This is a genomic window from Bacillus sp. SRB3LM (assembly GCF_015712745.1).
GTDB lineage: Bacteria > Bacillota > Bacilli > Bacillales > Bacillaceae_G > Bacillus_A > Bacillus_A thuringiensis_K.
The window spans coordinates 271,238-297,706 of sequence record NZ_VWVQ01000008.1 but is presented as its reverse complement, the minus strand read 5'-3'; the positions used below and the strand labels follow the sequence as shown (position 1 = coordinate 297,706).

Genomic DNA, 26,469 nt, shown 5'->3' with positions numbered 1-26,469 from the left:
GAAGAAGTGAACGTACCGAGTAATCCCATAACGCTCATGGCGAAAGTATACCGTGATGTGTTTCCGGTTGTACACCATGAGCTAGCGATGTGGAAAGAGCGTGCCTACCATATTCCGAATGATGAGCTTCATAGTCAGGCAATCGCAAGTATTGAGCATAAAACGTTTCATTGTGAGGGCGGTGGCATTTTAGCTCTGCTAGCAAATGAACACCGAGAAGAATGTATTCATTTTATCGTAGCGTATCAAACGATCAGCGACTATTTAGATAATTTATGTGATCGCAGTACATCACTTGATCCAAAAGATTTTGCCGCACTGCATGAATCGATGTTAATGGCATTATCACCTGAAGTAGAAGGCGGCGGTAATTATTATCGTTATCGTGATGATCAAGATGATGGTGGTTATTTAGATGAACTTGTTGAAACATGCCAAGATGTTTTAAAGAAAACGAAGCACTATGACAAAATTGCTCCTGTTCTTCATGAACTTGCTTGTTATTATTGTGATTTGCAAATTCATAAACACGTGAAATTAGAAGAAAGAGAGCCGCGCCTGAAAAACTGGTTTGAAGCACATAAAGAAAACTTACCTGAGATGAGTTGGTTTGAATTTTCAGCATGTGCCGGTTCTACACTTGGAATTTTCTGTCTTGTCGCATATGCATTTCATGATGAATTACATGATGAAGATATTGCGAAAATTAGACAAGGATACTTCCCTTACGTACAAGGACTTCATATTTTGCTTGATTATTTCATTGATCAGGAAGAAGACCGTATAGGCGGAGATTTAAATTTCTGTAGTTATTACGAAAACGAGCAAGTGATATTAGATCGTATGAAACATTTTGTAGAAGAAGCAGAGAAGAGCATTGGTGATTTGCCTCATGCGAAGTTTCATCGTCTCATAAGCCGAGGATTACTTGGTATTTATTTATCAGACCAAAAAGTATCAGCACAAAAGAATATGCACAAAATGGCACGGCGCATTGTAAAATACGGAGGTCTCACTTCACGATTCTTCTATTGGAACGGGAAGATGTACCGAAAGAAAACGGCGCAGTGATGAAGAAAACCACTCATGTAGAGTGGTTTTCTTTGTTATAATATGGTAAAGGTGGTGGCGGAAATGAAGAGATTGTTTCAAAAGCTATATGACCATATTGAGGTTACATTACTCGTGCTACTTTCCATTTCATTTGTAACTGGAATATATATGATGATGAATAGGCCAAGTGGTCCTACTATGATGGATTATGTGCCCCAGGTAATAATTGGCGTAATTATTATAGTAGATATCGTCTTTTTAATAAGTGGTAGAAAAAAAGAAAATAGTAAATAAAAAAGCATTTGTACAAGGGAGTACAAATGCTTTTTTACTATGAGCGTATTTTTGAAAATACATATATAAGAAGTTCAATCGCAAAAATAACTAAAACAGATAGTCCGAATAAAGGCATGACAGCGCCTAGTATAACCATCATGATAAAGAAAACGAATATGCTTTTCTTATCTCTTTGCTTTGGCGGTGCTGCTAATTTTCCTTTCGGCTTTCTTGCTAACCACATTTTTACTCCGTAATAAATGAGAAGTAATAAAGATAATGTCGTTAGTAAGCATAATATTTTATTTGGCCATCCGAATAAATGTCCTTCGTGAAGCGGGATACCGTAAGTGAACCATTGTGCAAGTAATCCATAATCACGATAGTCTGTTTTCGAAATGAGTTCCCCGCTATATTGATTAAAGTAAGCTGTTATTTCTTCATTTGGTGCAACATGCATACCTGTAATACCAGAACCGCTTGATTTCGAAACTGTGAATACGCCTTTCGAATCAGCTGGTAGTGAGATAACGTATGGCTTCTTTATTTCAATTCCTTTTTGTAATTCATCGACAGAAATAGCTTTCGGTTCATTTGAATCCGATTCAGGAGGAGCTGCTTTTCTTGTTGCCCATGGCAATTCTTTTACCTTTGATTCAGGCGGCGCCATATACAATTTCGGATATCCGAGCGATTCATTCGACGATGCGATTTTATAAATTTGGTTACCCATAAATCCTGACCATGGCAATCCAGATGCGACTAGCAGAACGAGTGGAATTGTAAATATAATACCGATAATAGAATGACGTCGTTTTGCTTTTTCTCGCTTATTGGATACCGGTGTATTTTTGAATTGGCGTATACTCATGTACAACCCAGTCACAATTAAGAATATTGTCCAGCATGCCGCAAGTTCTACAGTATAGTTGATGACAGTGCCACCAACTAAAAGAGAACTATGTAATTCCCGCATTATATTGGCAAACGTTTCACTTGCGTTTTGATCTCCGACAATTTGATTATTGCTATCTAAATACACATATTTTTGTTGTCCCGTATACTCATTTGCAATCGTAAGTCTCGTATTATAATCCCCATTAAACTCGCTAATTTTTGCCACGCTATAATGTGGATATTTTTTCTCTGTTAAGGAAATAGAATCAGCCATCGAAATAGATTCTGTTTGGGCGCTCTTCCCAAAATATAAATCTTTATAGATTAAATCTTCAACCTCTTCCCGAAATAAATACCCAATGCCACTCAGTGACAACGTAATAAGAAGCGGCGTAATAAAAAGCCCAGCATAAAAATGCCAACGCCAAAAAATGTAGTGAAGCGAACGATTTACTTTCATACTTTCAGTTCCCCTAACCTTCCCTATATGAATAAATTCCTCATTTTAATATAGCGAGATTAAGTGTGATTACTTTGAAAGAATTGTGAAGAAAGTTAAAAGTTTGTGGGATTTTTATTAAACATAAAACACATTTTAGAAGGAGTGTTTTCTATGTTTATGAAGATCTCTTTATATTTGATAAGTACATCCTAACAACCGCTTTCGCAAGACATTGAGAAGAATCAACAAAATCCTCACTAGCCACAACATTCAAATCAGTACATGCGATAATTGCGGTAGCTACTTCATCCTTCAACTGCACAACGAGTGCGCTCCATAATTTGCGAGCTTCTTCAACTTCTCCGCTTTTAATATACGTAATAATTTGATTAATCATCGTTTGCCATTTTTCATAATGAATGTACTCTATATTACGTTTTGCAATCCCGTCTTGATAAATACCAGCCTGGATTGTCGCTTCTGTTGCGAGAAGAGCGACTCTTTTTGTATTTTTAGGAATTGCTTGTAACGTCTCATCGACTATATTTAAAATTGGAATGGACAGAGAATGCTGTAATTCCTCGAAATAAAGATGCGCCGTATTGCACGGCATAGCGATAAAGCTTGCGCCAGTACTTTCAAGCTTTTGTGCTCCTTCAATAATTGCTTTTTTCATCGCTTCGTGATCAATAGGGCGATCCATGTAAAACGGTGTTGGACATGAATAAATCATCATATGAGGAAAGTCCATATCATGCTTTGCTCCGTATATTGTTTGGCAATTTGCTACAACTGTATCGACGAATGGCCCAGTCGATTTTGGTCCCATTCCTGCTAGTATTCCAATCATTGTTTCGTCTCCTTTAAGAATTTTTATATCCATTATATAGGAAAATAATAAAAAGACGTGCAGTGAATGCACGTCTTTTTTGTTACGTTTTGTCGAACAATCGATATATCCGAGAAATCGTTGATATATTGTAAGTTATGATAGATATATATCGAAAAAATCGTTGATATATTACCCCGCATTAACGGGCAGTAAAACTCCCACCTTAAAATTCGGCTGGAGCAAAGAAATTAGTTGGGAGATAAACTGCCCATAAATGCCCGATTGGTTCAACTAATAATCAGTGGGGGATTCCCCCACTGATTAAAGTTTCACTTTATCGTTTCTCAATCGCCACAATAAATGGTGGGTTATTTTGCTGGTTAATGAAGCCATATCGCAGTACGTGAGCTTGTTTTTGGTCTAGTTCTTCGGCGAATTTGAGAACAGCGTCGCGTTCTACTTGTCCTTCTGGATGTCCGTGGTAAATGACAAGGACGATGATACCTTGAGGCGTCATTACTTCTAGTAATTGTTCAATTGCTGAAATTGTTGAGTTCGGTTTTGTGACGATATGTTTGTCTCCGCCAGGAAGGTAACCTAAGTTGAAAATTGCGCCTGTTACTTTTCCTTTTGCACCTTCTGGTAATACGGATAGGAGTGTATCGTGACTATCATGAACTAAAACAGTACGTTCGAAAAGTTCTTTTTCTTTTAGACGAGTTGTTGAGCTTTCAATCGCCTCTTTTTGAATATCAAATCCAAATACTTTTCCGTTATCGCCAACGATTTCAGCTAGGAAGCAAGTGTCATGGCCGTTTCCTAAAGTTGCATCTACAGCGTAATCGCCTTCTTTTACTGCCGTTTGCAAGAGAGTGCGAGCAAACGGTAATACACGTTCTAATTTCATTTTTGTTTCTCCTCATTTGCATATTTTCCTTGCCAGCTTCCGCGGCGTACAAATTCTGCATCGATGGAATTTAATACTTCCCATTTATTTAAGCTCCACATTGGACCAATCATTAAATCAGGTGGACCGTCACCTGTGATACGGTGCACAATTACGTCTTCTGGAATAATTTCAAGTTGGTCAACAACGAGATTTACGTAATCCTCAAGAGAAAGGAATTCTAGTTGTCCTTTTTCATATTGTTTCACCATTGGTGTTCCTTTTAATAAGTGAAGTAAGTGGATTTTAATTCCTTGTACATCAAGCTTCGCAACTTCACGAGCTGTTTCCATCATCATGTCGTAATCTTCAAGTGGAAGGCCGTTAATAATATGAGAGCAAACTCGAATACCATGCTTGCGTAATTTATTTACACCTTCCACATAAGACGGATAATCGTGAGCGCGGTTAATAAGGTTTGCAGTTCGTTCATGAACAGTTTGTAGTCCGAGTTCAACCCAAAGGTATGTGCGTTTATTTAAGTCCGCTAAATATGCAACAACATCGTCTGGTAAACAATCTGGACGAGTTGCGATAGAAAGACCGACAACGTCTTTTTCTGCTAGAAGCGGTTCGAATTTTTCTTTTAACACTTCAAGTGGTGCATGTGTATTTGTGTACGCCTGGAAATAAGCGATACATTTTCCGTCTTTCCACTTTGAGCGCATTTTTTCTTTCATTTCATGATATTGCGTTATAACATCATCGCGACGATTGCCAGCGAAGTCACCAGATCCAGCAGCACTGCAAAATGTACAACCGCCATAAGCAACTGTACCATCACGGTTCGGGCAATCGAAGCCAGCATCTAATGAAACTTTAAAGATTTTTTCACCAAATTCATTTCGTAAATGGTAATTCCATGTATGATAACGTTTATTGTCGTTTGTATATGGAAAAGGGTTTTGAACCTTCATTACTTTCCCTCCTAAGCCGAGTCAAAATAACACAAAATCCATTATAACATACTCATAAGGTTCATAAGGAAGGGACACACTAAAGGGGAATTGAAGCAAGGAGGGACAATTATGGCAGAGCGTCAATCACTTGAATCGTATATTACACAAGCGGAACAAGCGGTGGAATATGCGAAAGAACAATTAGAACAAGGCATGAGACAAGAGCATTATAATACGATGGAGTATTCGGATGCGCAGTTGCAATTAGAACAAGCATATAACGATTTACAAACGATGCAACAACATGCGAATGATGAGCAACGTGAGCAGTTAAATAGAGCACGTATGGCGATTCGCCAATTGCAACATCAAATGATTATTACACCGCACTAATAAGGAGTGAATGTAGTGGCGAAACGTTCAGATCAAAATAACCCAGAACAAAAAACACAAAATGGACATAACGCTGAATTTTCGAATGAGCTTGATCCCATTGTTCAAGTGAAACAGCGTAACAGTAAAAAAGGACAACCTCAAAGATCAAAGCAATCAGAGTAAACCAGGTCGCAATATGACCTGGTTTTGTTTTGTTATATGACAATAATGTAAGATTCCTGTAAGGTTTGCCGATAGTTGTAAGCTTACTTTTCCAGTAGAGTAAGGGAGGATTAAATTTTGGACAAGGAGCTGCTTTATGGGGAACAATATTACAAACAAACGAATTGATGAGTTAGATTACATTCGTGGCTTTGCATTACTGGGGATTATTTTAGTAAATATTTTAGCACTACTTAATATTAAAACTCCAGATCCTAATACAGTAGATGCTAGCTATCAAAGGTTTCTATACTTATTTGTAGAAGGTCGTTTCTTCTCGATTTTCTCATTCTTATTTGGAGTGGGATTCTATATCTTCATTACAAGAGCGATTGCGAAAGGGAAAAATGGATATGTTCTATTTTTCCGCCGCGTAGTTGCATTATTTATTTTTGGTTTGATTCATTACATGTTTCAGCCTGGAGAAGCGTTAACGTTATATGCAATTTGCGGATTAATCGTTTTACCGTTTTATAAAGCGAAAAAACAAGTGAACTTAGTAATTGGTCTTATTTTGACAATAGCCTTTAGTGTAATGGGTGTTAAAGAACTATTACCACTTGGTTTAATTTTATTAGGTCTTGCTGCAGGACAATATCGTGTATTTGAAAATCTTTCAAAAAACATAAAGCAAGTCGCTATTTTTACAGGCATTATGTTTGTTTTAAGTGTGGCAGCTGTATGGTATCAATATGGACACGTGCCTGCTGGCCCATTTGTAAATATGATATTGATGAATGAAGACGGAACAATGGATGCTGCAAGCCAGTTTCTAAAAATTGGTATTACTGTTGGACCAATTATTTCAGCTTTCTATGTAGGAGCATTAATTTTATTACTTCAGTTAAAACCAGTTCAAACATTATTAGCACCATTGAAATACTACGGTCGTATGGCTTTAACAAATTATATCGGACAAACGGCAATGATTTTAATTGCCGGTAGTGTATTTAACTTTGCAGGTAACTTAACATACATGCAGACGCTATATGTATGTATCGCAATTTATGCAATTCAAATTGTGTTTAGTGTAATTTGGATGAAAATCTTTAAGATGGGTCCACTAGAATGGATTTGGCGTGTTATTACGTATTGGACGGTAACACCTTTAAAGAAATAAAGTGAAACTTTAATCAGTGGGGGTCTTACTGCCCATTAAAGAGGGATAAAGAAAGAAGTGGGCTGTTCCTTTTGCGGAACAGCCTATTTGTATTGTCAGTTTTTGTCGGTAAGTCGATATATTTTGAAAATCGCTGATAAAAGTGAGGGAATCGCCGATATATTTTGAAAATCGCTGATAAAAGTGGGAGAATCGTCGATATATTTGAAAAATCGCCGATATAATTTCATTTACCGATTTACTGTGTCAAAAAACGAACTAGTAGTAAAAGCCAAGCTTACAAGCACACCTTTTTTATATTACAAAAGTGTAAGGTAAATGTAATGTTAACAAATAGCAGTTCATCGCCAAAAGGCGCAAAATAGGTAATGGAAAAACAAGCGTAGGAGGATATATATGACGAAACCAGTTGTAGACGTGAAAAACGTTCAAAAAGTGTACGGTAAAAAAGGTGAGAATCAATCACACGCGTTAAAAGGTGTTTCATTCTCAATTCAAGAGGGTGAGTTTGTAGGGATTATGGGACCATCTGGTTCTGGTAAAACGACATTACTAAATGTAATTTCAACGCTGGATAAAGCAACGGGCGGCGTTGTTGAAATTGCAGGTACGGATATTACAAAAATGAAACAAGGTGAGCTTTCAGATTTCCGTTCACAAAAGTTAGGATTCATCTTCCAAGATTTTAATTTATTAGAAAACTTATCTATTTATGAAAACATCGCACTTCCACTTTCCTTGCAAGGTGTTCCATCACGTAACATTGGACCAAAAGTCGAGAAAGTAGCGGATATGTTAGGAATTACAGAAATACTTCAAAAGTACCCATCTGAAGTATCTGGTGGGCAAAAGCAACGTTCGGCAGCAGCGCGTGCTTTAGTGCATGAGCCTGCAATTATTTTAGGGGACGAGCCAACAGGAGCGCTTGATTCTAAAAATGCAGCGAGTTTACTTGATGCGATGACAAACTTAAATAAAGATCAAGGCGTATCTATTATGATGGTTACACATGATCCGTATAGTGCAAGTTACTGCCAGCGTATTTTATTCATTCAAGATGGTGAGCTATATAAAGAAATTCATCGAGGCGGTACACGTGAAGAGTTTTATAAAGAAATTTTAGACGTGCTTGCAGACTTAGGCACACAAAAAGCATAAGAAGGGAGGTTCTAGAGCATGTTATTTAAACTTTCCATGTCAGGGCTAAAAAGTAAGCTGAAAGATTATATCGTCTTACTTGTTGGTCTTGTCATGTCCATTTCAATTTTTTATATGTTCCAAACATTAGCGTTAAATGAGGCCTTCCTTAAGGAAAATTCTACTATTGGTCAAATTGGATTTGTATTCCAAGCAGGTTCATTTTTACTAGCTATTATAACGTTCTTCTATATTTTATATGCGAACTCTTTCTTACTATCTCTTCGTCAAAAAGAGTTTGGTATGTATATGATGTTAGGAGCAAAAAAGCATAAAGTTACATTACTTATGTTTATCGAAACAATCGTACTAGGTGCTGCGTCTCTTGCGATTGGTATTATAGTTGGAGTAGGCCTTGCAGAAGGTATCGGACAGCTATTAATGAAACAATTAGAATTTGCTGGTAAAGGCTATAAAGCATTTTATTTACCATCAATGACTGTTACTTGCATCTTCTTCTTTGCACTATTTGTATTATCCGCAATTATGAACAGTATTAAATTATCACGTATTTCTGTACTGCAACTTGTACATGCAGATGCACAAACAGAACGTGTTGCGGTAAAAGGAAAAATGACAGGTGTAGTTGCATTCCTTGCGGTTATTTTATTAGGAATGGGCTATGCATCAATGATTTACATGGAAAAACTAAGAGAAATGGGAATCATTATTGCATTAATTACAACAACAGCTGGTACTTACATGCTGTTTGGATCACTTCTCCCAGTCTTTATTAAAAAGTTAAAGGGTAATAAAAAGCGTAGTGAAAAAGGACTTAACGCTTTTACATTTGCACAATTAAATTTCCGTATTAATAGCCTAACAAAGGTACTTGCAACAGTAGCGATGTTAGTTGCTCTTGGAGCCGGTGCAATTTCAGGTGGTATGGCGTTTAAAAATAACGTTATAAAAATGGTTGATGGTTTAGTAATTTACGATTCAGTTGTTCATAATCCAACAGCTGAAGAAAAGAAAGTTTTAGACGGTATTACATTTAAAGAGAAAAATGAATATCGTTACAAAGTTGATAATAAATATGTTTACTATGTAAAAGAAGATTTAGAGAAAAATCGTCCTTTAGTAAGAGATATGGCAAAGATGAAATCGATGAAGGATTTAGTGAACACGAAGAAAGTTTCAGCAGAACTGCCAGTAGGTGCAGTTTCTAGAGAAATGAATGAAAAAGATGCGAATGCTAAAGCACTTCCAGAAGAATGGGATGAGGCTTTTAGAACAATCCAGCCATTCTATGTACATGAAGATCATGCAATTAAAATTGTAGATCAAAAAATGTACGATACTGTAAATGGTAAAGAAGGAATTGTATTTACTGGAAAAACAGATGATTTTGAAGCACACATAAAAGAATGGAAAAAACTTGACGAGTTGCAACTAGATAAATATGAAAATATAGCAATTGAAAGATTAGATAGTAAATATCGAGCTTACGACATGTTCTATGGAGTTGCGAGCGGAACAGTATTTATGGGCTTCTTCCTTGGAATTGCTTTCTTAGCAATGATGGCAAGTTGTCTTATGTTTAAAATTCTTTCTGGTGCATCAAAAGATATTACGCGTTATCAAATGCTTCGTAAAATCGGGGTGCGCCGTGAATTATTAACAAAATCAATTTATAAAGAGTTATTCTTAGTATTCCTATTCCCAGCAATTGTAGGTATTGCACACGTATTAGTTGGTATGAATATTTTCGGATTTATTTTAATCGATCCGTACTTCCGTATTTGGGTGCCAATTGTAATTTTTGTAGTTATTTACACGATTTATTACTTCATTACAGTTCAATTGTATAAAGGAATTGTTCTTCCTAAGGAAGATTAATAAAAAAAACCGAGCGAAACTGCTCGGTTTTTTTTATTTTCAGAAAAAACACTTTGACGTTACTGAAATATATAATATAATGTAAATAAGTAACGTAATATAAAAGTAGAAGTAGCTGGATAGGGAAAGGAGGAATCCAATCTGTAGAAAGAAATTGAACTTTTATCCCCACATTTTTTACCGCAACGTATTTATACAATCGTAAGTTTCCACATTGAAAATTTTCAGAACCACCTGAGTATATTGTGAAAATAATGGATAACACATGGAAATCTCATAGCATGATAAGGTAAAATGGACAACATAATGAAAAAATTACCGTTCATAAGATGAGGAGAATACATGTATGGAAGTTGTAGAACCATTAAAAGATATAAGCCAAATTGAGGCTATGAAAAAATATTTAAAAGAGCACTCCCAGCGAGATTATCTTTTATTTGTTATGGGAATTAACACAGGATTAAAAATTACAGAACTACTTAGTATGAAATTTGAAGATGTATTAAATGAAGATGGGACTGTTAAAGAGTTTTATACTCTTCCTGTGAAAGATGAAAAATTTAAACAAGATATTTATTTAAATACAAAAGTAAAAAAAGCGCTTTTAGATTACGTACAATCTATTGGCGTTAAAAGAGAAAATTACGTATTTCAATCTAATAAAACGCCAAATTCAATTACGCGCCAACAAGCGTATCGTGTAATTCATAATGCTGCAGAAGCAGTTGGAGTTGTTGGTAAGATTGGAACAAATTCAATGCGAAAAACGTTTGGATTTCATGCGTACAAAAGAGGGATAGCGATTGCGTTATTGCAAAAACATTTCCATCACGCGACTCCATCAGAGACGCTAAAGTATTTAGGTATCTCAAAGGATGAGCCCTTTAAAACGGAGATTGATGTCGATTTATAAAAGCCGTAACTAAAAAAATTAGGAGGCGGAAAATATGAATATTAGAGAGAGTGAACTGCCGGGTATTGGATGTAAGTTTGAAGTGATTACAAAAGGTAATGAAAAGATGGTTATCGTTATTCATGATGATGGCCGAAGAGAAATGTACCATTTTGATGCTGATCATGAGGAGAGTATTTCAAGCGTCTCTCTTCGTGATTCCGAAGCGAGACAAATTGCAGCTATATTGGGCGGAATGGTATATAGACCACAAGCTTTAGATACAATTGAAATGGCTTTTGAAGGATTATCAATTGAGTGGTTTAAGGTGGAAAATAATGCACCAGTCGTACAAAAAACAATTGGTAGTTTACATGTCCGAAACACATATAACGTAACGATTATTGCCATTTTGAAAAAAAATATGAAGAAGTTCTTTAATCCAGGTCCAGATTCTATCATTGAAGCTGGTGATATGCTCGTATTATCAGGCGAGAGACATGAAGTAAAAAGAATTATTAATGAGTTGCTTTCAGTAGGAGGGGATTCATAATCGATGGATACTTTAATCTTTGAAGTTGGAACTGCGTTAGTATTAGTCGCTTTTGCAGCTATTCTCGCTGCAAAGTTAAAGTTCTCGATTATTCCGTTTCTCATAATACTCGGCATGCTAGTGGGTCCCCATGCCCCGGATTTAGGGCTTATCGATTTAAGATTTATTGAAAGTGGAGAAGTTATTTCCTTCCTCGGCCGCGTTGGCGTCATATTCCTCCTATTTTACTTAGGTTTAGAATTCTCAATTAAAAAATTAATTAAATCAGGAAAATCAATTGCTTTTGGGGGAACTGTTCATATATCGCTTAATTTTATATTAGGTTTACTTTACGGATATATAATGGGTTTCCCCTTATTAGAAACATTAATTATTGCTGGGATTATAACAATTTCATCGAGTGCGATTGTTGCGAAAGTAATTGTTGATTTAAGAAGATCTGGTAATAAAGAGACGGAGCTAATTTTAGGAATCATTATGTTTGATGATATCTTTTTAGCGGTATATTTATCAGTCGTTTCAGGATTAGTACTCGGAGGGGCAACGTCATTTGTAGGTGCTCTTACATCTATTTTAATCGCAGTAGGGTATATGCTACTATTCTTTGTAGTTGCTAGAAAAGCTACACGATTTTTAAATAAAATGTTAGATATTTCGTCCAATGAAATTTTTATTATCGTAATATTTGCTATTTTGTTCTTTGTAGCAGGATTTTCAGAAACGATTCATGTTGCCGAGGCGATTGGAGCATTATTATTGGGGCTCGTCTTTTCTGAAACAGAGCATAGTGATCGAATTGAACAGCTTGTTGTTCCGTTTCGTGATTTCTTTGGAGCTATATTCTTTTTCAGCTTCGGTTTAAGTATAGACCCATTTTCACTTGGAGGAGCAGTGTGGTTGGCATTAGGAGCAGTTTTCATTACTCTTATCGGTAATTTTACTGCTGGAATGGTTGCGGGGCGTAAAGCTGGGTTATCGCATAAGGCTTCTACGAATATCGGTTTAACACTTGTATCACGCGGAGAATTTTCTATTATCGTCGCGAATATTGGAATTGCGGGTGGCTTAATGGCAGCGATTAAACCGTTCTCAGCTTTGTATGTTTTAATATTAGCATCGTTAGGACCTTTGTTAACGAAAGAATCTGGGAGAATATATTCCTTACTAGATAAAATATTTAAATGGAGCGCTAAAGAAAGTGCGAAGCGAGAAAAAGAAGTTGGATAGTATAAATAAGGGAGACTGCATGAACTTCATGCAGTCTCCCTTATTTATATATTGTTACTGATGTCGTTTTTTGTCGGTAAGTCGATATATTCTGATAATCGCTGATATAATCCAAGAAGCAACCAATATAATTTCATTTACCGACACTCCATTATCTGAATTTCATCAACTATTAATCAGTTGCCTTCCTATTTAAAAACGACTACAATTTTACTGTTATATATATGAACGAAAAAAATAGAATAGGAGGGGAAACTATGCCAAGGAAAGTATGGCTATTAGTAGCTGGGATGATTATTAATGTCACGGGTGCTTCTTTTTTATGGCCTTTTAATACAATTTATTTGCATGATCACTTAGGAAAATCTTTATCTGTGGCCGGAATGGTATTAATGATTAACTCGCTTACTGGTGTAATCGGAAACTTGCTCGGCGGTGTTTTATTTGATAAATGGGGCGGTTATAAATCAACTTTAGTAGGGATTGTGATTACACTTGTATCAATTTTAGGTCTAGTGTTCTTCCACGGTTGGCCTTTATACGTTGTGTGGCTAGCGTTAATCGGCTTCGGTTCTGGAATGGTCTTCCCATCGATGTATGCGATGGTCGGTACAGTTTGGCCAGAGGGCGGAAGACGAGCATTTAATGCGATGTATGTTGGACAAAACGTTGGTATTGCGATTGGAACAGCGTGTGGTGGATTAGTTGCTTCGTATCGTTTTGATTATATTTTCTTAGCGAACTTTATTTTATACTTTGTTTTCTTCTTAATTGCTTTTATTGGATTCCGTGGTATGGAAGACAAGAAGGAGCCAGGAGTACAAAAAGAAGTCGAAACGAAAAAAGGTTGGTCACTTACACCTGGATTTAAAGCACTTCTTATCGTGTGTGTAGCATATGCTTTATGCTGGGTTACATACGTACAGTGGCAAGGTGCAATTGCAACACATATGCAAGAATTAAACATTAGTCTTCGTCATTATAGTTTATTATGGACGATAAACGGAGCAATGATCGTTTGTGCGCAACCACTTGTTAGTATGCTAATTCGCTGGATGAAGCGTTCTTTAAAACAGCAAATTATGATTGGGATTTTCATTTTTGCGGCGTCATTCATTGTGTTAAGCCAAGCGCAGCAATTTACGATGTTCCTCGTTGCGATGGTAACATTAACAATTGGTGAGTTATTTGTATGGCCTGCGGTTCCAACGATTGCAAATATACTTGCACCAAAAGATAAATTAGGTTTTTATCAAGGGGTTGTAAATAGTGCGGCGACTGTAGGGAAAATGTTCGGGCCGGTCGTTGGCGGAGCAATTGTGGATTTATACAATATGGAAGTATTGTTTATAGCAATCATGGTAATGCTTGTAATAGCGCTTATAGCAACGAGCATTTATGATAAACGAGTAAAAGTAGAAGAAACAGTTGAAGAAAAAATTGCAGTTTAGTTTGACGGAACATGTAACATGTTTTAGAATATATTTAAATAAAACAACCTTTAGAACAAGGGAGATAGCTCGGCTGTCTTAAGATGAATTCGTTAGTTATTAAGAGTAACGATTAACCGAGAAGTCCTCGCTTTAAGTAAGCTCTTAAGAGATACTAGGTGAAGGATAGTTCACTTAACTTATATGTGTAATAACAGTGAGAAGGAGTAGTAGTAATAGAAGCTGGTTTAGAGAGTTGACGGTCGGTGCAAGTCAATCCACGTTTCGTTATGAACTCGCCTTTGAGTTGCAGTTGTGAAACTAATAGTAGCAATTGCCGTTAATCCACGTTACGGATCTAAGCGAATGTATATTTGTACATTAATTTAGGGTGGTACCGCGGGAATCTATAACCTCTCGTCCCTTTCTAGGGATGAGAGGTTTTTTGTATTTTGGGCGGTGAAAATAAATAGAATTTCAAGGAGGGTATCTCATGAGCTTTAATCATCAAGAAATTGAGAAGAAGTGGCAAGGGTACTGGGAAGAGAATAAAACATTCCGTACGCCAGATGAGACAGAAAAACCAAAATTTTATGCACTAGATATGTTCCCATATCCATCAGGTGCAGGCCTACACGTAGGACATCCAGAAGGTTATACAGCGACAGATATTTTATCTCGTATGAAGCGTATGCAAGGATATAATGTTCTTCATCCAATGGGATGGGATGCATTCGGTCTTCCAGCAGAGCAATATGCACTTGATACTGGAAACAGCCCAGCTGAATTTACAGAGCATAATATTAATACGTTCCGTAACCAAATTAAATCATTAGGTTTCTCTTACGATTGGGACCGTGAAGTAAATACAACAGATCCAAACTATTACAAGTGGACACAATGGATTTTCCTAAAACTATTTGAAAAAGGCTTAGCTTACGTTGATGAAGTACCTGTAAACTGGTGCCCAGCACTTGGTACAGTACTTGCAAACGAAGAGATCATTGACGGTAAGAGTGAGCGCGGTGGACATCCAGTTGAGCGTCGTCCGATGAGACAGTGGATGTTAAAAATTACAGCTTACGGAGATCGTCTATTAGAAGATCTAGATGAGCTTGATTGGCCTGAAAGCTTAAAAGATATGCAACGTAACTGGATCGGTCGCTCTGAAGGTGCAGAAGTACATTTCAACATCGACGGTACAGATGAGAAGTTCACAGTTTTCACAACACGCCCTGATACACTATTTGGAGCAACATACTGTGTACTTGCTCCGGAACATGCACTTGTTGCAGAAATTACAACAGCAGAACAAAAAGAAGCGGTAGAAGCTTACATTAACGCTGTAAAAATGAAGAGTGACCTAGAGCGTACAGAACTTGCGAAAGAGAAAACTGGTGTATTCACTGGTGCTTACGCAGTTAACCCAGTAAACGGTGAGAAATTACCAATCTGGATCGCTGACTACGTTCTTGCAACTTACGGAACAGGTGCTGTAATGGCAGTTCCAGCTCATGATGAGCGTGACTATGAATTCGCATCAGTATTCAATCTTCCAATGAAGGAAGTTGTAAAAGGCGGAGACATTACGAAAGAAGTGTACACAGGTGATGGTGCACACGTAAACTCAGCATTCCTTGATGGTTTAAATAAAGAAGAAGCAATCGCAAAAATGATTGAATGGCTTGAAGTAACAAGCGCAGGAAATCAAAAAGTAACGTACCGTCTACGTGACTGGTTATTCAGTCGTCAACGTTACTGGGGTGAGCCAATTCCAGTAATTCACTGGGAAGATGGCACAATGACAGCTGTGAAAGAAGAAGAATTACCATTAGTTCTTCCAAAAACAGAAAACATCCGTCCTTCAGGTACAGGTGAATCACCACTTGCTAACATTGATGAGTGGGTAAATGTTGTTGACCCTGAGACTGGTAAAAAAGGTCGTCGTGAAACAAATACAATGCCACAATGGGCTGGTAGCTGCTGGTATTACTTACGTTACATCGATCCAAACAATAGTGAAGCACTTGTAGATCCTGAAAAAGTAAAACAATGGCTTCCAGTTGATATTTATATCGGCGGAGCAGAACACGCTGTACTTCACTTACTATATGCTCGTTTCTGGCACAAAGTATTATACGACATCGGTGTAGTTCCAACGAAAGAGCCGTTCCAACAATTATTCAACCAAGGTATGATTCTAGGTGAAAACAACGAGAAAATGAGTAAATCAAAAGGTAACGTTGTAAACCCTGATGATATCGTAGCAAGCCACGGTGCAGATACACTTCGTCTATACGAAATGTTCATGGGACCATTAGATGCTTCAATCGCTTGGTCTGAAAATGGCCTTGATGGAGCTCGTCGTTTCCTAGACCGTGTATGGCGTTTATTCGTTCAAGAGAACGGTGAATTAAGTGAGAAAATTACGGATGCACCAAATAAAGAGCTTGAAAAAGCTTACCACCAAACAGTGAAGAAAGTAACAGAAGACTATGCAGAGCTTCGCTTTAACACAGCGATTTCTCAAATGATGGTATTCATCAACGATGCATACAAAGCTGAAACACTTCCGAAAGAATATGTAGAAGGTTTCGTAAAAATGATTGCACCAGTTGCACCTCACATCGGGGAAGAGCTATGGAGCAGACTTGGATACAATGAAACAATCACATATGCAAGCTGGCCAACATTTGATGAGTCTAAACTTGTAGAAGATGAAGTTGAAATCGTTGTTCAAGTCATGGGCAAAGTTCGCGCGAAACTAACAATGAGTAAAGACGCATCAAAAGAAGAAATGGAACAACTTGCACTTGAAGCAATTCAAGACCAAATTGAAGGGAAAACAGTTCGTAAAGTAATTGTTGTTCCTGGAAAACTTGTTAACGTTGTTGCAAACTAATTAACGCTAAATAAAAGCTCAGAGCATTTAGGCTCTGAGCTTTTTTGTGTAGAAAATCATCTCTGGATTAGATTAGTCTAAGTTTTTAATTATTCCATTACGTACAAATAAAAGAGCGGAATTCCCATACAGACAAACACCTATTTTTCTATAGGAAATATGATAAAAAAGGTAGGCTAAATTGAGTAGAAGAGGTGAAAGGAATGAAAGGGATGGACAATAATGCACCACATGGCTTCTTCGGAGGTGGATCGGGTAGTTATGAACAAATGATGTTAATGGGAGGAGCTGACCAACAAGGATACGGTGGAATTCCGAGCTGGATGGGTGGAGGCTCGGGCGGATTTCCAACATCGGTAGCTGGCATGCAAACTGGAATGCCTACATCAATGGGAGGCTTTTCGACAGCAGGGGTTGGAATGCCTACAGTAACAGGAAGCTTCCCAACATCAGTAGCTGGCGTACAGACAGGATTTCCAGTAGGAGCACCAACTACATTTCCTTCTTTCGTTGGAGGAGTGCAGACAGGATTTCCGGTACCAGGAATAGGTGTTGTAGCTGGAGGAATAGGTGGGTATCCGCAAGTTGTTCACGGTCATCATGGACATCACCACCATCAAGGCCATCATGGACACCATCATCACCAAGGTCAACACGGTCATCATGGACACCATCATCACCAAGGTCAACACGGCCATCATGGACACCATCATCACCAAGATCAACACGGTCATCATGGACACCATCATCACCAAGGTCAACACGGCCATCATGGACATCATCATCAAGGCCAACACGGTCACCATGGACATCATCATCAAGGCCAACACGGTCACCATGGACACCACCATCATCAAGGTCAACACGGCCACCATGGTCATCAACAACAAGTACATCACCACGGTCACCACCACATTCATCCGCAAGCTGTTCTTTATCAAATGCACCAAGGCCAACAAGGTCAGCACGGCCACCATGGTCAGCACGGCCATCAAGGTCACCACGGTCATCAAGGTCAGCACGGCCAACACGGTCAACAGCACCAACAATACCAACAGTATCAACAACAATTTTCTCCTTGGACAGGAGGAATTGGAGCAGGAGGAGCAGGGGCAGCGGCAGGAGCGGCTAGCATTAGTGGAGCAGCAGGGCACGCTGGACACGTGGGTCATTAATGAATTCCAGAAAAAAAGACATAATAAAAAACTGCTAGGAAATTCTAGCAGTTTTTTTCAGCTTCTTGGCGCTGACGTTCGATTTCAGCACGAAGTTGTGGTTCTGGTGCTTGCCAGCCTTCTGGTTTTAGAATTTTGCCGTCGCCTTCACGGAATCGAGGTTTTCCATCAGGGAATAGTTTTGCCATGTTTGCGTTATTTACAATTTCGAATCCTTTATCAGGACGTACACCCATTTCGGCAAACGTTCCGAATGCAAAGTAAATAAGGTCAATTAGTGCATCATATTGATCTTCAACAGTCGTTGCTTCCAGAAATTCTTCTAGCTCTTCTTGCATAAAACTTGCACGGATTTTTGCACGTTCTTCTGTTAGTTTTGTTGGAGTATTTGTCACAGGGTGTCCGAACTCTTTATGCATTTTTGCAACAAGTTCGTATCCTTTATCTAGACCTTTTTCGTTTGTCATGTTGTTTCATCCTTTCTCGCTTTGTCCGAATTTCATTGTAACATAGGGTGATTATGAAATGAAAAGGGACTGTTCAAAAGTTTCATCTTTTAGTTAAGATAGGGAAAGATTATATTGACTAAACGACAAAACATAAACCAATTAATAAAAGAAAGCCATCCCGGAATACTTTTGGGACGGCCCTGCTCGTTATTTTTCTTCTTTTATTAAAATGGATAAAATAAGGTCGATGCCAAACATACCGACGAGCAACATTGGTATAACGACAAGTAAATAACGTGTGAAGGAAACATTTTTTAAATATGTATGAGCAAATAAAAAGACGGTGAGAAATAAAATACCATTTAAAATAGGCTTTACTAATTTTTTAGACATAAGCTCCCCCATAAATATCTTCTCTCTATTTGATAATAAAAAACTCCTCTCTCCGTTGTATCATGCTGGAGAGAGGAGTTCAATCATTTCTCATTCAATTACACCAGAATTTGTAATATCTACGGTGTATTTTATAGTAACTGGAACATCTTTGTACATTTGTTTCCACTTTTCTAATTTAAATGGGCGATAATGTTGCTTATATTTAGCTCCTAGCCCGAGAGGATCTACATCTAAAGATTTAAACTGCTTAATTAATTTCTTACCTTGTGTCTCCAATTGTTTTTGAACGACCTTCTCAATCTTTTTTGTGTTCTTAGCATTCTCTAAGTTAATTTGTTTCGATACTTCTTGAATACGGGCATCAAGCTTCACATGAATGGAAAAGGAGGGCTTTCCGTTTTTTATTTTTATATCGTATGTTGGAACAGAACGAATATTGTTAATCATTACGTACCCAGGATCTGCTTTAAATTCATGTGAATCTAACTTATGCTCTTCTAACAGTCCTTTAAATATAAACATATCTGTTTCCGCGATTTTACCAACGTATTTATCCTTTTTAAAAAGACCAATTCCCGTGATTTTTATTTTATCATCATGTTTCTTTAAAATTGGAATATAGTAGTCTTGCCCTACTTGATAATAACGGAATGCTCCTACATGCAGATTATCTGTTGGTAAAGGACCGGTCTCCATATTATGTTCTAGCATTTTTTTTATATAAATCGCAACGTTGGATGAAGTCGTGTACTTTCCTTTTAAAAGTTCAGTACCATTACCTTCAAGTAAAGCAACATATAAGGCATTACCAATGTTTACATCGCGAATTAATGTATCGAAGGAAGCAACCATTCCTTTCTTAGCGATTCGGGTGGTAAATAGAGCAACCCGCATTTGCCCACTAGCAAATGGTTGAGAAGACTCTAAAGATGTGTCAGCTTTTACTTGTTTTACCGCATTTGCTGTTCCTTCAAAAACTTGAACTTTGTTCCCTTTTTGCTGAATAGGACAAACAAATGTTACCTTTATTTTATTATCTTTTGCTACATCGAAGACAGTTCCTTGGATAAGGTGTACGTCATCAATAATATTTTTTTGTAAACATCCAGTTAGACTAAAGAGTGTTATACAAGAGATAAGTATTAATTTATTTTTGATTTTTTCCATTTTCTTTTCACCCACACAATAATAAATAGAATTGGGATGTATACATAAATGAGCCAAAAGCTTCCTTTTGATGCATTACTAATAAAATTATTAATATCGTGTCTGTTTATTAAAAGTTGTGAAACAATGAGGGTGATAATGATAAAAGCGATTAAAACACCTCTTTGTTTTACACGGAATATTTCGTGAGTTGCTCTCATTGACGCCCATAAAGGGAGGATAAAACTTGAAATAATAACGAGTGCATAGCCTGAAATTGCAATATATTCTAATCTTTCTATAAATGGTAATTGAATAACTTGGGTCATAGAAAGTTGGGCCCATATCGTTTTTAATAATTGTTTTTCACTAAAAAACGAAAAGGCTAAAAGGGTGCTAAATAAATATAGAAGGTTTGAGAATAGTGCCCCATATTGAGCAAATTTATGAGATTGTTTAGGGTTTTTCACAAATGGATAAACCATGAGGTAAATCTCAAAACCAGTCATACTGTAGATTGACAGTTGAGCAGATTTTAAAATATCTGAAAAAGAATGTGTGAAAATGGGTAATAAATTCTCCCAATGTGAGTATTTCAAAACGAATAAGCTTAGAAATAAATACCCTAGTGTACCACCAACAGAGATGACGCAAATGCCAGTAATGACACGAAATCCAGAAGAAATGATGTAATAGCTAACTAGGCACAAAAAAAGTGTTAACATAAAGGTGGAGGCAGTTGGGAACATCCATACTTGAATAATTTCAACATACGTTCGAATAACCGAAATACTGACGATTAAAAAATAAGCTGCAAAGATGATATTAAAGACGTTCCCTATCCACTTTCCAAAGGTTTGTCGTTGTAAATCAATTAAATTTCCGTTTGTTTCTTTTAATAAAAAATACATCATCCATATAAGAATCTGGATACAGATTCCTGTGATTAGAACGCCTATCCATCCGTCGTATCCAGCGGCTTTTGCGGTGATTCGAGCGAATCCGAGAACGCCAGCACCAAACTGTGCACCGTGAATTAAGAAGAAAACAAAGATAGGAGATATTTGATATTTTTCTTGAACTTTACTCATCAATGCACCTCATTCCTTAATCATCAAAGTCTGATCTATGTTTTGTTGAAATTCCTTTTGCTGATTTTTTTACATGTTGTGGCCTCGCTTGTACATCCCTTGTATCAATCATTGTTAAGGGAAAACGAATCCAAGAATCTTTAACAGATTGTTGTCTTGTTGGATAAAACAAAGCGTATGGCTTACGTAAGGAAGTAAGTCTAAATAGATGAGTAAATAAAAAGATAAATCCAAGAGAAATCCCGAAAAGTCCTCCTATTTCTGCAAATATGAGAAACGGAAAGCGTAGTAACCGAACAGCGTTCCCCATTTTATAAATAGGTGTAATAAAGGAAGCAAGTGCTGATAAGGCAACGATAATTAATAAAATATTACTCGTTAAACCAGCTTGTACAGATGCTTGCCCAATTACGATACCGCCTACAATACCAAGTGTTTGACCGACCTTCATTGGTAACCTTGCACCAGCTTCTCTTAACAAATCGATAACTAATTCCAAAAAAAGTGCTTCAATTAGAGGTGGGAATGGGACTTGCGCTCTAGATAAAATTAATGTTTCCAGCAAATCACTTGGAATGAGTTCATAATGATAATTTAAAACAGCAACATATAATGGAGCTGCACAAATTGAGAAAAGAACAGCGATAAGGCGTAAAACTCTTGAAAATGTTGCATATAGCCAAGAGACATTATAATCTTCTGGTGAAATAAAGAAATCGAAATATGATACAGGAGTTAATAGAACGTTCGGTGAACCGTCGACAAAGATAGCGATTTTTCCATCAATTAGTGCTTTTGTAACTCTATCATTGCGTTCTGTATTGATATAGAGTGGGAAAATTGATTTTTCACCCGTTAATTCTTGTAAGTAAGCACTATCATTAATTTGATCATATTCAAGAGCGCGTAATGATTCCTCTAGAAACTCTACATTCTCTTTTTCAGCAAGATTATCTAAATACATCATGACAACCTTTGTTTTTGAAAATTCGCCGACAATTATTTCTTTTGTTTGTAAATCTAAAACAGGAAGACGTTTTCGAACTAAATTAATATTTGTATCAATATCCTCTACAAAACCTTCTTGAGGACCGATAACAGTCGATTCGTTTAAAGGAGGGCTTGGTGCCCGATACGTATCAATTGCAATGTTTGCAAGGAGACACTTTTGATTTTGCTGATTCAATTGAATAATTGCATGCCCCTTTAAAACCATATCCTCAATTTTTTGTAGGTCATTCGTAATTGTAATCCCGCTCATCGGAATATGTTCTTTTAGTTCTTCTAGTGAAGCGTTAGGTCGTTCTAAAAGAGTAGGCATTAAGTACTTTTGTAATTTCTCTCCATCAAGCGAAGGTCGATAGTAAGAAATCCAATAAGGCATCGTTTCATCGTCAGATGTATGGTAATTAACAAAATCACTAGACTTTTTGAGCTTTTCTATTAAATCTTGTAGAGAATGAATACGGTCTTTTTCTGGTTTTGTAAAATCATAAATACTATTACTTCCAGAGCTTTGCTGTTTATCTTGATTCGAATCATCTTGTTTAGAGCGTTGCTGTTTATCCTGAGCTGAGTCGTTTTGCTTAGAATCTTGCTGTTTATCCTGGTTGGATTCATCTTGTTTAGAGCTTTGTTGTTTATCCTGAATTGATTCGTCTTGTTTAGAGCTTTGTTGTTTATCCTGATTCGATTCGTCTTGTTTAGAGTTTTGTTGTTTATCTTGATTCGAGTCATCTTGTTTAGAGCTTTGTTGTTTATCCTGATTCGATTCGTCTTGTTTAGAGCTTTGTTGCTTACCCTGAATTGATTCGTCTTGTTTAGAGCTTTGTTGTTTACCTTGATTCGAGTCATCTTGTTTAGAGCTTTGTTGTTTACCTTGATTCGAGTCATCTTGTTTAGAGCTTTGTTGTTTATCTTGATTCGAGTCATCTTGTTTAGAGCTTTGTTGCTTATCCTGAGCAGAGTCGCCCTGTTTAGAATTTTGCTGTTTGTCTTGAGAAGATTCCTTATGTTCCTCTTTTTTTTGTTCTCCATTGTTATCTTTATTATGTTTCATACTTCTAGTCTGTTCTTTGTTATCATCATCTTGATTGTTAGGTTGTTGCTCCGAATTATCTGTTTCGTTTTTTTCTGTCGTATTTGATTTTTTTTTCTTACGTAACCAATTCCAAATCATATGTACGCCCTCTTTAATCTTGTAATATAGTGCTATTTTGTGGCTAATTTTGTATATTATTCATTTATTTATGAAAAGAAGAAGGAGATTAGTTTGCATGGAAAAAAATCTTTAGTAAGCAGTTCATACTATAACGGAGAGAGGAAGAGTCTGTGCAAATTGTAAAAAAGGAGAAGTTTGTGTTAAAAGAGTTTACGTTTGAAAATGGCAGAGAAATTCCTATTCAAATGGGATACGAGACATATGGCACTTTAAATAGAGAAAGGTCAAATGTGATTTTGGTTTGTCATTATTTTAGTGCAACAAGTCATGCGGCAGGAAAATATACAGTGCATGATGAGGAGTCTGGTTGGTGGGATGGGCTCATTGGACCTGGAAAAGCAATTGATACAAATAAATATTTTGTTATATGTGCAGATAATCTTTGTAATGTGCAGGTGAGAAATCCATATGTGATTACAACAGGACCGAAATCAATTAATCCAGAAACTGGAGAAGAATATGCTATGGATTTTCCGGTTTTTACATTTCTTGATGTAGCTCGTATGCAATATGAGTTAATAAAAGGTATGGGAATTTCAAGGATACACGCTGTAATTGGACCGTCGGCGGGGGGAATGATTGCACAACAATGGGCGGTTCACTATCCACATATGGTAGAGCGGATGATTGGCGTTATTACGAACCCACAAAATCCAATTATTACGTCAGTAAACGTAGCGCAAAATGCGATTGAAGCAATTCGGCTGGATCCAAGTTGGAAAGATGGAAAATATGGAGAAGAGCAGCCGATAAAGGGGCTTCATTTAGCAAATAGAATGATGTTTATGAACGCGTTTGATGAGCATTTTTATGAAATGGCATTTCCTCGTAACAGTATAGAGGTAGAACCTTATGAAAAGTTTTCTACATTAACATCATTTGAAAAAGAGATAAATAAAGCGACATATACAAGTATAGAGTTAGTAGATGCAAATTCATGGATGTATACTGCGAAGGCAGTTTTATTGCATGATATTGCACATGGGTTTTCTTCACTAGAAGAATCTCTTTCTAACATAGAAGCGAATGTACTTATGATTCCGTGTAAACAAGATTTGCTTCAGCCCTCTCGTTACAACTATAAAATGGTAGATATTTTGCAAAAACAAGGGAAGTATGCGGAAGTGTATGAGATAGAAAGTATAAATGGACATATGGCGGGAGCATTTGATATTCATTTATTTGAAAAGAAAGTTTATGAATTTTTAAATCGGAGAGTATCTAGTTTTGCTTAGAAGACAAATGATGGGGAAAAGGTGCAATGTTTGTAGTAGGCACCTTTTTTTACATGATTTGTAGACGGAAAATATATGTAGCGATTGCTATACCGAAAAACGCTATGCTAAGCAATAGAAATAAGAATGACATTTCTTGTGGTGATTTTATTTTTTTATTATTTTTCATACTAAGAGTAATAATTGCAGCGATTAAGAAAATGATGCCCATTATGAAAAGGGAAAGTGTCATTTTCATTGGCTCCTTTCATAAAACAAGTATATTGAGGATACAATGCAAGAGTTATGTTTGTAAAGAATAAGTTTTGCGAGAAAATTGAGAAATAGTTTTTCGATTCTTTGCGTTCTTTCTTTTGCGTGCTAAAATTGGTAGAGAATGTTTGTGAAAAAGAAACTAAAGGTTTTATTGTATATAAGGAGGAACTACATATGACAGAAGTTAAAACAATTACTACAGAAGAGGTACAAGAGCGTTTAGAAAATGGAGAAACGTTATTTTTAGTAGACGTAAGAGAAGATGAAGAAGTAGCGGCAGGAAAGATTCCAGAAGCTGTACATATTAAAATGGGCGATATCCCACATAAAGTAGATTTCTTTAATAAAGAGAATGAATATATCTTTATTTGTCGTTCAGGAATGCGCAGTGAAAATGTATGTCATTATTTAAATGAGCAAGGATTTAAAACAGTGAACATGGTTGGCGGTATGCTTCAATATGAAGGTGAAACGAAATAGTTAATAGCTAAAAACTTGAAACGAGTCTGTTTCAAGTTTTTTTCTTTTGCATACAGTATAAAAAAGGAGGAGGGGGAAATGGGGATTAATTTGCGTAAAGTAAAAATTATTAATAATACAGGAGCTGTTAATGTCGGCGACTGTTATGATATCTCGCCTTTAGCTGTAGCAAAAGTATATGCAGGTGCTGGAGGGTCGAGTGCGGCTATTTTTTTAAATGGGAAAAGACAGCCAGAAGCGGTCATTAGAACATCAGTGTTTCTTCCGCCATTAGCAACGAGTACACGTACATTAGGTTCATAGATGAAAGGTAGAGTGTAATTATGCCTGCTCATATAAAAGAGTTTGTTATTGTGAATAATACTGGAAATATATTTACCGGTGATAATTTGAGTGATACTTCATTTACTGCTTCGAAATCATACAGTGGTTCAATGGGGTGCACTTGGATTGATGTTGTTACAGTAATAGGGACGGAGACGAAGCTTTGTTTACAGCCGGGTGATTCGGTGACGACAACATATACAAGAGGCACTCCTGCTGGTACTGTAACAGGAACAAACATGGGGCAAAGTGCAAATGTTTCGAGTATAGCACAAGCTGTCCCTAATACAGATAATTTTGATTCGACTGCTGGACTCCCCTAAAATCATAGAGGGAGTTTTTGTTTATAAGAAGAGTTTATATAGCATAAAAATAGGAGTAATTGTTTGAAAAGTAGTATTGGAGGCCTTTTTGAAAAATACAATTCAAATAGAAGGTGGGTTTTTATCCCGCATTAACGGGCAGTAAGACCCTCCTACAAAATATGTTTCACCTTATATGAAACATATTTTGTAGTTGTATTTTTTGGGAGGTGGTGGGAGTAGTGGAAGGAAATGATGAAAATCAAAAAATACAGAGGTTGATAAATTCTAAT

General features: G+C 36.8%; 27 protein-coding genes and 1 other annotated feature. Of the genes, 17 read left to right on the top strand and 10 right to left on the bottom strand.

What is annotated here, in order from left to right; translation table 11 throughout:
- Positions 1 to 6: 6 nt before the first annotated feature.
- Both F3I02_RS08435 and F3I02_RS08430 read left to right on the top strand, forming a co-directional pair.
- Positions 7 to 1,071, top strand: coding sequence for a tetraprenyl-beta-curcumene synthase family protein (locus F3I02_RS08435; RefSeq protein WP_196477826.1), 1,065 nt, complete (start codon positions 7 to 9; stop codon positions 1,069 to 1,071).
- 63 nt (positions 1,072 to 1,134) lie between these two features.
- Positions 1,135 to 1,347, top strand: coding sequence for a hypothetical protein (locus tag F3I02_RS08430; protein ID WP_000825350.1), 213 nt, complete (start codon positions 1,135 to 1,137; stop codon positions 1,345 to 1,347).
- A gap of 37 nt (positions 1,348 to 1,384) precedes the next feature.
- On the opposite strand, the gene F3I02_RS08425 is transcribed toward F3I02_RS08430, so the two are convergent.
- The 4 genes from F3I02_RS08425 to mnmL form a co-directional block, all read right to left on the bottom strand.
- The gene (locus F3I02_RS08425) at positions 1,385 to 2,686 is read right to left on the bottom strand and encodes a PepSY-associated TM helix domain-containing protein (protein ID WP_196477825.1); all 1,302 of its coding nucleotides are present in this window, start codon (positions 2,684 to 2,686) and stop codon (positions 1,385 to 1,387) included.
- Between the two features lie 157 nt (positions 2,687 to 2,843).
- Positions 2,844 to 3,518 carry an aspartate/glutamate racemase family protein gene (locus F3I02_RS08420; RefSeq protein ID WP_196477824.1) on the bottom strand — a complete coding sequence of 225 codons (675 nt, stop codon included), beginning with the start codon at positions 3,516 to 3,518 and terminating at the stop codon, positions 2,844 to 2,846.
- Positions 3,519 to 3,834: 316 nt separating this feature from the next.
- Positions 3,835 to 4,407, bottom strand: coding sequence for a tRNA 5-(aminomethyl)-2-thiouridylate-methyltransferase MnmM (gene mnmM, locus F3I02_RS08415; RefSeq protein WP_000764494.1), 573 nt, complete (start codon positions 4,405 to 4,407; stop codon positions 3,835 to 3,837).
- On the bottom strand, positions 4,404 to 5,363 hold the full coding sequence (mnmL, locus tag F3I02_RS08410) for a tRNA modification radical SAM protein MnmL/YtqA (RefSeq protein WP_000868042.1): 960 nt from the start codon (positions 5,361 to 5,363) through the stop codon (positions 4,404 to 4,406). Before mnmL ends, mnmM begins: the two co-directional genes overlap by 4 nt.
- A gap of 111 nt (positions 5,364 to 5,474) precedes the next feature.
- On the opposite strand from mnmL, the gene F3I02_RS08405 reads away from it, so the two are divergent.
- The 11 genes from F3I02_RS08405 (at position 5,475) to F3I02_RS08355 (ending at position 18,277) form a co-directional block, all read left to right on the top strand.
- On the top strand, positions 5,475 to 5,738 hold the full coding sequence (locus F3I02_RS08405) for a YtzC family protein (protein WP_000840871.1): 264 nt from the start codon (positions 5,475 to 5,477) through the stop codon (positions 5,736 to 5,738).
- 15 nt (positions 5,739 to 5,753) lie between these two features.
- The gene (locus F3I02_RS08400; RefSeq protein WP_001129341.1) at positions 5,754 to 5,903 is read left to right on the top strand and encodes a hypothetical protein; all 150 of its coding nucleotides are present in this window, start codon (positions 5,754 to 5,756) and stop codon (positions 5,901 to 5,903) included.
- Between the two features lie 136 nt (positions 5,904 to 6,039).
- Positions 6,040 to 7,062, top strand: a complete 1,023-nt coding sequence (locus F3I02_RS08395) for a DUF418 domain-containing protein (protein WP_086389562.1) — start codon at positions 6,040 to 6,042, stop codon at positions 7,060 to 7,062.
- Between the two features lie 396 nt (positions 7,063 to 7,458).
- A complete protein-coding gene (locus tag F3I02_RS08390) occupies positions 7,459 to 8,220 on the top strand; it encodes an ABC transporter ATP-binding protein (RefSeq protein ID WP_000165843.1) in 762 nt (253 codons plus the stop codon).
- 18 nt (positions 8,221 to 8,238) lie between these two features.
- The gene (locus F3I02_RS08385) at positions 8,239 to 10,098 is read left to right on the top strand and encodes an FtsX-like permease family protein (RefSeq protein ID WP_196477823.1); all 1,860 of its coding nucleotides are present in this window, start codon (positions 8,239 to 8,241) and stop codon (positions 10,096 to 10,098) included.
- 346 nt (positions 10,099 to 10,444) lie between these two features.
- On the top strand, positions 10,445 to 11,011 hold the full coding sequence (locus tag F3I02_RS08380; protein ID WP_000454232.1) for a tyrosine-type recombinase/integrase: 567 nt from the start codon (positions 10,445 to 10,447) through the stop codon (positions 11,009 to 11,011).
- Between the two features lie 34 nt (positions 11,012 to 11,045).
- Complete coding sequence (locus tag F3I02_RS08375; protein ID WP_001026053.1) at positions 11,046 to 11,543, top strand: cation:proton antiporter regulatory subunit; 498 nt, start codon at positions 11,046 to 11,048, stop codon at positions 11,541 to 11,543.
- A gap of 3 nt (positions 11,544 to 11,546) precedes the next feature.
- Entirely contained in the window at positions 11,547 to 12,770 is a 1,224-nt protein-coding gene (locus F3I02_RS08370) for a cation:proton antiporter (RefSeq protein WP_074594065.1), read from the top strand.
- A gap of 257 nt (positions 12,771 to 13,027) precedes the next feature.
- Positions 13,028 to 14,221: an MDR family MFS transporter gene (locus tag F3I02_RS08365; RefSeq protein WP_001137560.1), complete on the top strand. Its 1,194-nt coding sequence runs from the start codon at positions 13,028 to 13,030 to the stop codon at positions 14,219 to 14,221.
- A 187-nt stretch (positions 14,222 to 14,408) separates the two neighbouring features.
- Positions 14,409 to 14,628: a binding site (T-box leader), on the top strand.
- A 65-nt stretch (positions 14,629 to 14,693) separates the two neighbouring features.
- Entirely contained in the window at positions 14,694 to 17,102 is a 2,409-nt protein-coding gene (leuS, locus tag F3I02_RS08360) for a leucine--tRNA ligase (protein WP_000009467.1), read from the top strand.
- Positions 17,103 to 17,305: 203 nt separating this feature from the next.
- Positions 17,306 to 18,277, top strand: coding sequence for a hypothetical protein (locus F3I02_RS08355; RefSeq protein ID WP_196477822.1), 972 nt, complete (start codon positions 17,306 to 17,308; stop codon positions 18,275 to 18,277).
- A 44-nt stretch (positions 18,278 to 18,321) separates the two neighbouring features.
- Here the strand turns inward: F3I02_RS08355 and F3I02_RS08350 are convergent, their stop codons facing one another.
- The 5 genes from F3I02_RS08350 to F3I02_RS08330 form a co-directional block, all read right to left on the bottom strand.
- The gene (locus F3I02_RS08350) at positions 18,322 to 18,744 is read right to left on the bottom strand and encodes a pyrophosphohydrolase domain-containing protein (protein WP_000180559.1); all 423 of its coding nucleotides are present in this window, start codon (positions 18,742 to 18,744) and stop codon (positions 18,322 to 18,324) included.
- A 189-nt stretch (positions 18,745 to 18,933) separates the two neighbouring features.
- Positions 18,934 to 19,119 carry a hypothetical protein gene (locus tag F3I02_RS08345; RefSeq protein ID WP_000038786.1) on the bottom strand — a complete coding sequence of 62 codons (186 nt, stop codon included), beginning with the start codon at positions 19,117 to 19,119 and terminating at the stop codon, positions 18,934 to 18,936.
- Between the two features lie 90 nt (positions 19,120 to 19,209).
- Positions 19,210 to 20,289, bottom strand: a complete 1,080-nt coding sequence (locus tag F3I02_RS08340; RefSeq protein WP_196477821.1) for a Ger(x)C family spore germination protein — start codon at positions 20,287 to 20,289, stop codon at positions 19,210 to 19,212.
- On the bottom strand, positions 20,265 to 21,359 hold the full coding sequence (locus tag F3I02_RS08335) for a spore germination protein (RefSeq protein ID WP_196477820.1): 1,095 nt from the start codon (positions 21,357 to 21,359) through the stop codon (positions 20,265 to 20,267). Before F3I02_RS08335 ends, F3I02_RS08340 begins: the two co-directional genes overlap by 25 nt.
- 16 nt (positions 21,360 to 21,375) lie before the next feature.
- Positions 21,376 to 23,538, bottom strand: a complete 2,163-nt coding sequence (locus F3I02_RS08330; RefSeq protein ID WP_196477819.1) for a spore germination protein — start codon at positions 23,536 to 23,538, stop codon at positions 21,376 to 21,378.
- Between the two features lie 152 nt (positions 23,539 to 23,690).
- Here F3I02_RS08330 and F3I02_RS08325 point away from each other — a divergent pair, with 152 nt between their 5' ends.
- Positions 23,691 to 24,815 carry a homoserine O-acetyltransferase family protein gene (locus F3I02_RS08325; protein ID WP_001167617.1) on the top strand — a complete coding sequence of 375 codons (1,125 nt, stop codon included), beginning with the start codon at positions 23,691 to 23,693 and terminating at the stop codon, positions 24,813 to 24,815.
- 49 nt (positions 24,816 to 24,864) lie between these two features.
- Here the strand turns inward: F3I02_RS08325 and F3I02_RS08320 are convergent, their stop codons facing one another.
- The gene (locus tag F3I02_RS08320; protein ID WP_000175903.1) at positions 24,865 to 25,047 is read right to left on the bottom strand and encodes a hypothetical protein; all 183 of its coding nucleotides are present in this window, start codon (positions 25,045 to 25,047) and stop codon (positions 24,865 to 24,867) included.
- Positions 25,048 to 25,244: 197 nt separating this feature from the next.
- On the opposite strand from F3I02_RS08320, the gene F3I02_RS08315 reads away from it, so the two are divergent.
- From F3I02_RS08315 to F3I02_RS08305, 3 genes are all read left to right on the top strand, one after another.
- On the top strand, positions 25,245 to 25,550 hold the full coding sequence (locus tag F3I02_RS08315) for a rhodanese-like domain-containing protein (RefSeq protein WP_000141207.1): 306 nt from the start codon (positions 25,245 to 25,247) through the stop codon (positions 25,548 to 25,550).
- A 78-nt stretch (positions 25,551 to 25,628) separates the two neighbouring features.
- Complete coding sequence (locus tag F3I02_RS08310) at positions 25,629 to 25,853, top strand: spore germination protein (RefSeq protein WP_000512463.1); 225 nt, start codon at positions 25,629 to 25,631, stop codon at positions 25,851 to 25,853.
- Between the two features lie 20 nt (positions 25,854 to 25,873).
- A complete protein-coding gene (locus tag F3I02_RS08305; protein WP_001110851.1) occupies positions 25,874 to 26,197 on the top strand; it encodes a hypothetical protein in 324 nt (107 codons plus the stop codon).
- Positions 26,198 to 26,469 lie beyond the last annotated feature (272 nt).